Source organism: Nostoc sp. DedQUE09 (assembly GCF_034530915.1).
Taxonomy (GTDB): Bacteria; Cyanobacteriota; Cyanobacteriia; order Cyanobacteriales; family Nostocaceae; genus Nostoc.
The window spans coordinates 1-10,025 of record NZ_JAVRCE010000121.1; the positions used below are offsets into that span (position 1 = coordinate 1).

General features: G+C 39.9%; 6 protein-coding genes. 5 read left to right on the forward strand and 1 reads right to left on the reverse strand.

Going from position 1 to position 10,025, the window contains the following annotated elements:
* Positions 1–324 precede the first annotated feature (324 nt).
* From RMY27_RS35040 to RMY27_RS35055, 4 genes are all read left to right on the forward strand, one after another.
* The gene (locus tag RMY27_RS35040) at positions 325–2,385 is read left to right on the forward strand and encodes a tetratricopeptide repeat protein (RefSeq protein ID WP_322669394.1); all 2,061 of its coding nucleotides are present in this window, start codon (positions 325–327) and stop codon (positions 2,383–2,385) included.
* Between the two features lie 220 nt (positions 2,386–2,605).
* Entirely contained in the window at positions 2,606–3,586 is a 981-nt protein-coding gene (locus RMY27_RS35045) for a magnesium transporter CorA family protein (protein WP_322669395.1), read from the forward strand.
* Positions 3,587–3,862: 276 nt separating this feature from the next.
* Positions 3,863–5,371 carry an acyl-CoA synthetase gene (locus RMY27_RS35050; RefSeq protein ID WP_322669396.1) on the forward strand — a complete coding sequence of 503 codons (1,509 nt, stop codon included), beginning with the start codon at positions 3,863–3,865 and terminating at the stop codon, positions 5,369–5,371.
* A 183-nt stretch (positions 5,372–5,554) separates the two neighbouring features.
* Complete coding sequence (locus RMY27_RS35055; protein ID WP_322669397.1) at positions 5,555–6,064, forward strand: putative molybdenum carrier protein; 510 nt, start codon at positions 5,555–5,557, stop codon at positions 6,062–6,064.
* Between the two features lie 73 nt (positions 6,065–6,137).
* Here the strand turns inward: RMY27_RS35055 and RMY27_RS35060 are convergent, their stop codons facing one another.
* Positions 6,138–8,390, reverse strand: a complete 2,253-nt coding sequence (locus RMY27_RS35060) for a DUF1796 family putative cysteine peptidase (protein ID WP_322669398.1) — start codon at positions 8,388–8,390, stop codon at positions 6,138–6,140.
* A gap of 812 nt (positions 8,391–9,202) precedes the next feature.
* Here RMY27_RS35060 and RMY27_RS35065 point away from each other — a divergent pair.
* Entirely contained in the window at positions 9,203–9,919 is a 717-nt protein-coding gene (locus RMY27_RS35065; RefSeq protein ID WP_322669399.1) for a heme oxygenase (biliverdin-producing), read from the forward strand.
* The last annotated feature ends 106 nt before the right edge of the window (positions 9,920–10,025 follow it).

Sequence of the window (10,025 nt, forward strand, 5' to 3'; positions counted from 1 at the left end):
TTCTCTCTAATGATATTGACAAACTTCTTTTCCTTATGGAATGAAACAGCCCTGCGATGCATTGGGGGGAAACAAGAGAATCTTATTCCCTCCCCTTTATAAGGGGAGGGTTAGGGTGGGGTAAAACCTTGGTTACTGAGCTATTTCAGACTTGTGTATACACCGTAGCAAGCTTGAGGGAGGGACTTTGCAATATACACGCGGTAGCAGCCCACGCATCGATCTCATTTGAAGTTGCTTAATAAATAAATATTTATATTTTAAAATCAGTAGTAATAACACGTAAGCTATAATCGAACAATTTATTAGACTATATTTATATTGATGAATAGTCATTTACTAGATGGACATTATCAAATACTAAAAACTCTCAATGATGGGGAAAAAGAGAAAACCTATCTAGTTGAAGATGTTAATCTTAATGGCCAAGAATTTATAGTAAAGCAGTTATGTCTTCTTAATAGCAATCCTCAAGCTTTAACAATCCTACGCCGCTTGTTTGCCAGCAAGGCAGAAACTTTAGAAAAACTCGGACAAGAACACGATAAAATTCAAAAGCTCATTGCTTCCTTTGAAGAAAATGAAGAATTTTATCTAGTGCAAGAATTCATACCTGGTAATCCTTTAACTGACGAAATTATCCAGGGACAACTTATAAAGGAAGACCAAGTAATTAGTCTTTTGTCAGAGATATTAGAAACTTTGGTTATTGTACATAGCTATGGCATAATTCATCGAAATATTACACCAGCAAATATTATTCGCCGGGAATCAGATAAAAAGTTAGTTTTGGTTAATTTGGGTACTTTTAATGAAGCGATTAATAATACTGTTGAAAATTCCGAGTATATGCCGATAGAACAAATTAACGGCAACCTCAAATACAACAGTGATATATATGCTTTAGGGATCGTTGCGATCGCCGCACTAAAAGCTTTACCTGCAAACGAAATATCTAATTTACGAAGTCAGAAAAATAAGCTGACAGGTGAAATACTTTGGCGCGATAAAAATCTAAAAGTTAACAGAAAATTAGCAAAAATTATTAATAAAATGGTGCGTTTTGACTATCGTAAGCGCTACCAGTATGCAACCGAAGTATTAGAAGACCTGAAAAAATTAATAAATGTTGATGACAATCACCAAAAACAACATCAGAAAAAATTATTACTAGTTATAGGGGGGATAGCTGGCTGTATTACCCTTAGTGTTGCAGCGTGGCAATTGAGATCGCCAAAACTTGTAATTGATGCCCAAAAGACATTATATCAAGAGGGCGTAAATAAATATGAGTTAGGAAAGTATGACGGAGCAGTTGAAGATTTCAATCAGGCTATTAAATTAGATCCGCAAAACGCTTTAGCTTATAATAGGCGAGGTGATGCTTATTATCGATTAGGAGACTACGAGCAAGCACAAGCAGATTCTAGTCAAGCTATTTTACTTAATCCTCAAGATGCTAATGCCTATTTTGACCGAGGATTTGCTCTTTCGGCATTAGGCAAATACAAAGAAGCGATCGCAGATTATACTCAAGCAATTAAGTTAAATTCTAAAGATGCTTATGCTTACTATGGACGAGGATTAGCTCGTGCTCAATCGAAAGATAACAAAGGCGCAATTGGAGATTTTAGCAAAGCGATCGCTCTTAAACCCCAGTATACTGAAGCCTACTTGCAACGAGGTATTCTTCGCCGTCGCCTCAAACAAAGACTTGAAGCAATCCAAGATTTTGATAAAGTAATTAAGATTAATCCTAGTGATGCCAAAGCTTATTATCAAAGGGGTTTAACTCAATCTATTAATAAACAAAAAGATCAAGCAATTAAAGATTATACAGATGCAATCAACATCAATCCCAAATACATAGAAGCTTATCTTAATCGTGGTGATATTTACAGCGATCTGGGAAAAAAAGTAGAAGGTACTGAAGATTACAACACTATTTTACAAATCGATCCTAAATTTATTGCAGCTTATATTCACAGAGGTATTCACCGCTTTTCTTTTGGAGATTATAAAGGTGCTATTGAAGATTACACCGCAGCGCTAAAACTAGATACTAATAATGTAGCAGCTTACAATAACCGTGGTAACGCTTATCTCGAACTGGGAAATAAAAAAGCTGCAAATCAGGATTATTCACGAGCGATCGCAATTAATGCTAACAACGCCTTAGCCTATTATAACCGGGGTGTGATTCGCACCAAGCAGAAAAATAAACTGGGTGCGATCGCAGACTTCAAAAAAGCCGCAAAACTATTCCAACAGCAAGGGGAACAAGATAGTTATCAAGATGCACAGCGGGAAATTGCAATTCTGCAAAATAAGTCAGTGCCAGCGCCAACTACTCGCCCAAAATCTGGGAAAATAGAAAAAAATTGAGTTTCCACTCAATATAGTGTCGACTATCAACAGTCAAAACTCTTAGAGAGTGATTGTGCTATTTAAATGTGTTTTACTTTACAAATTTACGGCTATTACTTTATCAAACTAGTTTTGATGGTTTGTAGTAAGCATTTTATTGCTTATAAAACAAGGGCTAAAGTCCTGATTAATTCCCATGAGTCACAGTATTTTATTACGACTCAATTAGGATTCCTATATGCTAATTCTCCTGACTTTTTATCCAGATAACCTAGAAATATTCACCCATAGAGATGTCGATACGGTACTGAAAAGAATTGATGGTTCTCAGAATATTTGGTTGCGTTGTGTTCACTTCCGCGATCGCACTGGAACAGCCAGAATTATCAAGCACTTTGGACTAAATCCATCTCGTGTTAACATGATTTTCAACCATTCCCCTGTAGGAATTGATGAAGATATAGAAGATTGTTTATTTGACAGTTATGAAATCCTAAGTTCTCAAATAAAAAATAATGAGTTTGAGGTTGTACGCGGCAATATTGTAGTTGGAAATAATTTTATCCTAACTTTTGAAATCACCGAACTAAAAATTTTAAGTATTTTAACTAATAATCTCCAAAAGCGAACTATCGATATTCAAAAATTGGGAATTGACTATCTTTTTTATCTCATATTTAAAGATATTTTAAATAATTACGAAACTGTATTTACCTATATTTCTAGAAAACTTGATGATTTAGAAGATGAAGTTTTAGACAATTCTGGTGATGAATCAACGTACCAAAAAATTGCCACAATGAGGCAATCTACTCGTTCTGGACGCCGTAATTTTCAAAGTATCAAGTTACTTATGGCTATTATGAATAATGAAGATTTCCAATGGATCAGCCAGCCAGTAAAAGAACTATTCAATCAAGAATTGGTTCATCACGTTGATAAACTCTGGCAAGAATATCAAGCTATAAGAGCCTGGATGTCAGAACTAATGGAAATTCAACGTGATAATATTGCTAGTAAAACAGGTGAACGAATTAATCGCCTGACTATCCTCTCAAGCGTATTTCTACCAATTACTTTTCTGTCTGGTTTCTATGGTATGAATTTCAAATATATGCCGGAATTAGAACAACCTTGGGCCTACCCTGTAGTAATTTGTATGATGGCATTAATTGTGATTGGCAGTATTGTCTATGCTAAAAAACAACGTTGGTTGTAATATCTATAAAATTACGAAAAAAATATTATCAACTCATTAAAAAGGTTGTTATTTGAGCCTGTTGGTGCGGAATAAATTAAATTTCTATATATACTTTATTTAGGTAAACTGAATGAGATCATGTCCGCCAAATTACCCATAATAAAAGAACCCCACCCCCAACCCCTCCCCGCAGGCGGGGAGGGGAGACAAAGCACAGCTTTGGCGGGGTGGGGTTCTTCGGATTTAATAAGCAATCAAGCGGACATGATATGAACCCTAAGTCGGCAAACAAACATGAATTTTCCATTAATTATTTGTGCTGAAGAACACAACGAGAAAACAGCAATTTTGACAACGGACGGAGCATTTACCTATCGGGATTTGCTCCACACTTCTAGTCAAATAGCAACAAGTCTTCTTCAAAATACAGAAGATTTACAAGAGCAGCGAGTTGCCTTTCTCATTCCACCTGGGTTTGAGTATGTAGCCACTCAATGGGGAATTTGGCGGGCTGGTGGCATAGCTGTACCTCTGTGTATTTCCCACCCACGTCCAGAATTGGAGTATGTAATTACCAATTCTGGAGCATCGATTATTGTTGCTCATCCTAATTTTGAGGGTATACTGCGTAGTTTACCGCCGCAGGCATCGCTAGCTGAAAAACACAATTTGAGATTTATCCTCACCTCAGAAACGCTTCCACATAATATTAGTCGCCTCCCAGAGATAGATATCAGGAGACGCGCCTTAATTCTCTACACCAGTGGTACAACAGGTAAACCAAAAGGTGTAGTTACAACTCATCAAAATATTCAAGCGCAAGTGACTAGCTTAATCACAGCTTGGGAATGGACATCGGATGATTGCATTTTACATATTCTGCCACTACATCATATTCATGGAATTATTAACGTACTGACTTGTGCATTATGGGCTGGGGCAGAATGCCATATATTGAGCAAGTTTGATGCCGAAACCGTTTGGAAGCGAATTTGTGATGGTGACTTAACTCTATTTATGGCAGTACCAACGATTTATGTAAAACTGATTGCGGCTTGGGAAATTGCCTCAAAGGAACGCCAACAAATCATGTCAGAAGGTTGTGCTAAAATGCGCCTGATGGTTTCTGGCTCGGCAGCATTACCAGTTCAAGTTTTAGAAAAGTGGCAAACCATCAGCGGCCATTTTCTACTGGAACGCTATGGTATGACTGAAATTGGGATGGCGTTATCAAACCCTTTACACGGTGACCGGTTGTCTGGATATGTGGGGAAGCCTCTGCCTCAAGTTGAAGTGAGATTAGTAAATGAGAACGGAGAGTTAGTTCCAGGGGGGACACCAGGAGAGATCCAAGTTAAAGGCCCCGGAGTGTTTCTCGAATATTGGCAAAACCCCGAAGCAACTGCCAAAGCCTTCCAAGATGGTTGGTTCCGTACTGGAGATACCGCCGTAGTGGAGAATGGCAACTACCGAATTCTGGGACGGATGAGTGTGGATATCATTAAAACTGGAGGGTATAAAGTTTCCGCTTTAGAAATTGAAGAAGTATTGCGATCGCATCCAGATATTCAGGAATGTGCAGTAGTTGGAGTTGCCGATTTAGAATGGGGTGAACGGGTGTGTGCGGCGTTGGTATTGCAAGGCTCACAACCTTTAACATTAGAAGCTTTCAGGAGTTGGGCAAAAGAGCGATTGGCTGTCTATAAAGTGCCAACCCAAATTTTGATAGTTGAAGAATTACCGCGCAACGTGATGGGTAAAGTTACTAAGCCGACAGTAGTTGAGCTATTTTGCTCAAGCTGAAATTACGTATGAGTTTTTGACAGTTCTCCATTTCGGGGTTGTGTTAGGTCGGATAAAATCCTTCGTTACTGGCCTTATTTAGAGAATCTGTATCCATCCTCAAACCTAACATCTGAAATAGCGAGTGATGGTCAAATAGGAAACATTGTAGCTGCGGCATTTAAACATATTTGGAATGAATCTATGACACAAAGGCTAAGAAAACTTTGGTCAGTTGAACTGATTATATCAGGGGGTCAAACAGGGGCTGATCGTGCAGCTCTTGATTGGGCAATTAAGCACAATATTCCTCACAGTGGTTGGTGTCCAAAAGGTCGTTTAGCAGAAGATGGGGTTATTGAGCCAAAGTACACATTAAAGGAAACATCATCGTCTGTATATGAAGAGCGAACAGAGTTGAATGTACGAGATTCTGATGCCACTGTGATATTCACCATAAATCCACGACTTATAAAGGGATCGTTGTGGACATCATCATGTGCTAAGAAATACAACAAACCTTGGATTCATTTAGTGAGGTTGAATAATGTTTTTAAACCTTACATTCAACTATTAGATTTTCTACAGGAATACAATATTCGTGTGTTAAATATTGCAGGCTCACGTGAATCAGAAGAAAGTGAGATTGCTAACTTTGTCACCAATACTCTTGAAAGTTTGTATGAGAAATCTATGTCGGAGGTTTTTGATTAACTGACGATTGCTATTGTGAAACACAATCAAGCAGCCTAAGATATGCGTGGAATGTTTTGAATTAGAGATTATTTTAACTGGTTTTCGGTATTTTCGGCGGACACCAAAAGAGGTTTTTACTAGACACCCCAAGGGATTCCAGAATTCCTCGCATCACCTCTGTGCAATACATCCAGTGTCCTAAATCGTCATACATGCGATCGGGATTAAACTCGACATTGTAATGCAGCACATTGGGAAGGTCTAAAAACTCATCACCGCTTTGGGGAGAAAGAAGCAAGAGATGAAATGGCTTCCCCTGGCATTGTTTTTCTAGCTTGTTGACTAAATCGATCGCACCACCGCGATCGCTAATTCCTGTGCGGATGAAAAGCACTTTGTCGCAATGCTGCAATGCGTACCAAAACCTTTCAGCCCGTGCCGTGTAGCGAACCCGCATCCGTTCATGGACGGGAGACATGTTGTTTGTTGGGTCGTCTGTCTCCTCGACTTCATGGGCAAAGGATAAACCCGACCATTTACCGTGGTAAATTCTACCTGCATCGGGACTGTAATGCAGAAAAGCAGGATTCCACATATCATCAAAACCGTGTTCGATCGCATCCGCAACATCTGCAATATTAGTCGTGCGTGTGAGATCGAAGGGAAAGGCGGGGCCATCATACTCCATTTTATATAACATCATGCGGACGGCACAGCGATCGCCAAGGGGAAGAATTGCCACACGGCTGATATCCGATAACTCACATTTATATTGGAACAACACCGCAGACTTAGGTGGTGCTTTCACCCGGCTTTCTAGCCCATCCTTACCAATCATCATCGTGCGAAAAGGGACATCGGGATAAAGCGGATCTTCATAAACTCCTGATGGTATGGCTTTAAGTGCGTCGCAAACCTCCGTCCACATTGGCTGGATGTTGTACTCGCTGTCTGATTCGTTGATTATCCAGAGGTGGCGTTCATCCGCTTGCAAAATCCCCAAATGACCGTCATAGAATAAAACGTTGTTCGGCGAAAATAGATTGAAGGCAGCGCTATATTCTAGATCGGTATTAGGGGGGATGTTGATTGTAGTTGCGATCGCGCCATCCTCTACAGCCAAGAAAGGAAGCGTTCCCGGCTTGACAGACTTCGCAATGTAAATACCTGATGTCAATCCAGCCTTACTTTGCAGTGCAGTTTGTAGTTCTTGCCAATAGGGAGCGATGGTGTAGCTGTATTCTGATGAATTAACAATCCGTAAACGCTTCTCTTCCATACAGACAGAGACATGAAAGCCCCCATTATCAAAGTAGATGGGAAATTCATTCGGTTGCTGGAAGCGTTGTTTTTCTTTTGCTAATCCGTCTTTATCGATATCGAATAAATGGTGGTCGATCTGCTGATACATGAGGCTATGACCAACTGTATTTGGATGAGCCGGATCGAAGGATGTCCCCGCTTTCCATCGTCCTTGTCCATCATCTACAGCTGCCAACCAATCCAGTACAGGTACGCCCCAACTGAGCATCCGGTTGTGTGTGTCTCGGATTAACCAGTAATGTTCCAGGGAATAATTACCGTTGGGATAGACTCCGCCCAGAATTGGGATTGCTCCGATGTCGCGGGTCATTTTCACAAGCTGCTGCAAGCCACTTTCAAACCGTCGCTGTACTGCCCGCCGTTCATGAGGGGGACAGTAGGCTAATCCTTCGTTGCCCAGAGACAGGGCAATGATTACGATATCCGGTTGTTCTGGGGTGACAAACCAGGGGAATCGAGCGATCGTTTTGCTGACATTCGCCCCCACCTCCGACACATTCACGAGTTTATGCCCATATTTTTGTTGTAAAGCTTGTGCCAACAGCCAGACCCAACCTTTCAAAAACCAAGCTCTATGACCTAATGCAACGGAACTGCCAATGACCACGATTTTTAACCCTCCAGACTCTTCATCCAGGGGTATTCTGACAGCAGGCTGCTCAATGTATCCGAAGGGATAAGGTTGTAAATAACTGAATACGCCATCATCCACAATAATTTTACTGGCATCATCGTTAGAGTCAATCGGAATCCAGCGATTTGTATCTAGTAAGCTCTCCCATCGGGCGTTGCCATTTGCATCGAGACGTATGTATTTATATTCAACTCTCTGTCCATCGCCTGATTCCAAAGGCGGCTGAATGTCAAATTCTATATCTGTCCACCATAAAGGATAGTGATCGCCACTTGTACGTAGATGAACACATTTGCTAATGTCCCACAATCCCAACTCTGGAGTAGAACCCACCAGACCAATGGATTCGCCCGTTTGAGTGTATGCACTGATCTGGAATCGATACATAAAGTTTATCCTGATTTAGTGAGGACAATACCAAACGGTCAACTGAATCCTTAAATCTGTTTTGAAAATATCACATAGAACTCTTAAGAATCCGGTATTAATCTTTTTAACTATACGTAAGCTCTGATTTACATCACCCAAAGCTAGAGCAGGCAAGCTTTTCAAAAATTAAATTGGATTTTTATAGAAGAATTTTATACTGATTAAATACAATCTATTGTATTAAAACTCTTAGTACAACTAAGAACAAATCAAAAAAAGGATAAGATTAAGTTAAATTTGTCCTTCAGTAGCATTAAAATCCTGGTAGAAATGCAAAATTGGACTAGGCTTCACCTAACTGCGCTAACTTATCTCTACATTCTTTGTCAGCAAATGTCCAATAAACTGTTCCTCTCAATGATTCAATATCGACAGGTTTGATTAGCTAAATCTGCAATAGATACCCAATAATGCAGTCTATCAAGGGTAATTTTTAGCAGAATTTTACAATGAGTTCGCATAGCTTTTCAGGTAAATAGACTACGCGGTAGGGGCGCAAGTCCTTGCGTCCCTACTGGGATGTATCTAAACATGAGCATGTGAAAAACATAAATAAATATTAATATCTTAATAGCTATATATGAATGAATAGTTAAATAATCTTAGGATAAATAAAAATAGCTGGGATTTGCATTGGCAGTTGTACTTGTTGGATAGAGTGATGCACATCCTTTCTAAACCTAGAATAACAATTTTTTAGCTGGTCGTGACAGCCATCGTGAGTTGGTGACTGTCGAGAAACTTTGCGCTTGAACATGAAGGAAGCAACAATGAGTAGCAATCTAGCCATCAAACTCCGCTCTGGAACTCAACAAGCCCACACATCAGCGGAAAATGTGGCATTCATGAAATGTTTTTTGCAAGGAGTTGTGGATAGAGACTGTTTCGCCAAATTCTTAAGCAACTTGTATTACGTGTACAGCGAACTAGAAGCGGCATTAGAAAGCCATGTAGAACATCCTGTGATTAGTCGAGTTTACTTTCTGGAACTTAATCGCCAATCCTCGCTCGAAAAAGACATGGTGTTCTATTATGGGGATAATTGGAGAGAGCAAATTACACCTTCACCTGCTGCCCAGAGCTACATTGACCGCATTCGGGAAATTTCTACTAGTGAACCAGTCTTATTGCTAGGTCATGCCTACACTCGCTACATGGGCGATCTTTCTGGGGGTCAAATGCTACAAAAAGTTGCTCAGTCAGCCCTGAAGCTTTCTGGCTATGAAGGCACATCGTTTTATAACTTTGAGCAAATTCCTGACAAAAAGGTATTTAAGGATAAGTATCGTCAGGCATTAAATGCATTACCCATTGATGATATAACAGCAGAACGGATTGTTACAGAAGCCAATAATGCCTTTGGCTTCAATTTAAAGATGGCTCAAGAGTTAGAGGGAAGTTTAATTAAAGCACTTGGTCAAGTTCTCTTTAATAGCCTTACTCGTTCTCAGAATTCAGGTAGCACTGAAATAGCTGCGGCTAATTAATTTTGTCATTTGTCATTTGTCATTTGTCATTGCGTAAAGAGGCAGAGGGGAAAAACTTACTGTAACTTCTCCTCTGCTCCCCTGCTCCCCTGCTCCCCTGCTCCCC

Coding starts and splice junctions, on each gene's coding strand:
- RMY27_RS35060 (WP_322669398.1), bottom strand. CDS start 8,390: ATGTATCGATTCCAGATCAGTGCATACACTCAAACGGGCGAATCCATT.
- RMY27_RS35065 (WP_322669399.1), top strand. CDS start 9,203: ATGAGTAGCAATCTAGCCATCAAACTCCGCTCTGGAACTCAACAAGCC.
- RMY27_RS35050 (WP_322669396.1), top strand. CDS start 3,863: ATGAATTTTCCATTAATTATTTGTGCTGAAGAACACAACGAGAAAACA.
- RMY27_RS35055 (WP_322669397.1), top strand. CDS start 5,555: ATGACACAAAGGCTAAGAAAACTTTGGTCAGTTGAACTGATTATATCA.
- RMY27_RS35045 (WP_322669395.1), top strand. CDS start 2,606: ATGCTAATTCTCCTGACTTTTTATCCAGATAACCTAGAAATATTCACC.
- RMY27_RS35040 (WP_322669394.1), top strand. CDS start 325: ATGAATAGTCATTTACTAGATGGACATTATCAAATACTAAAAACTCTC.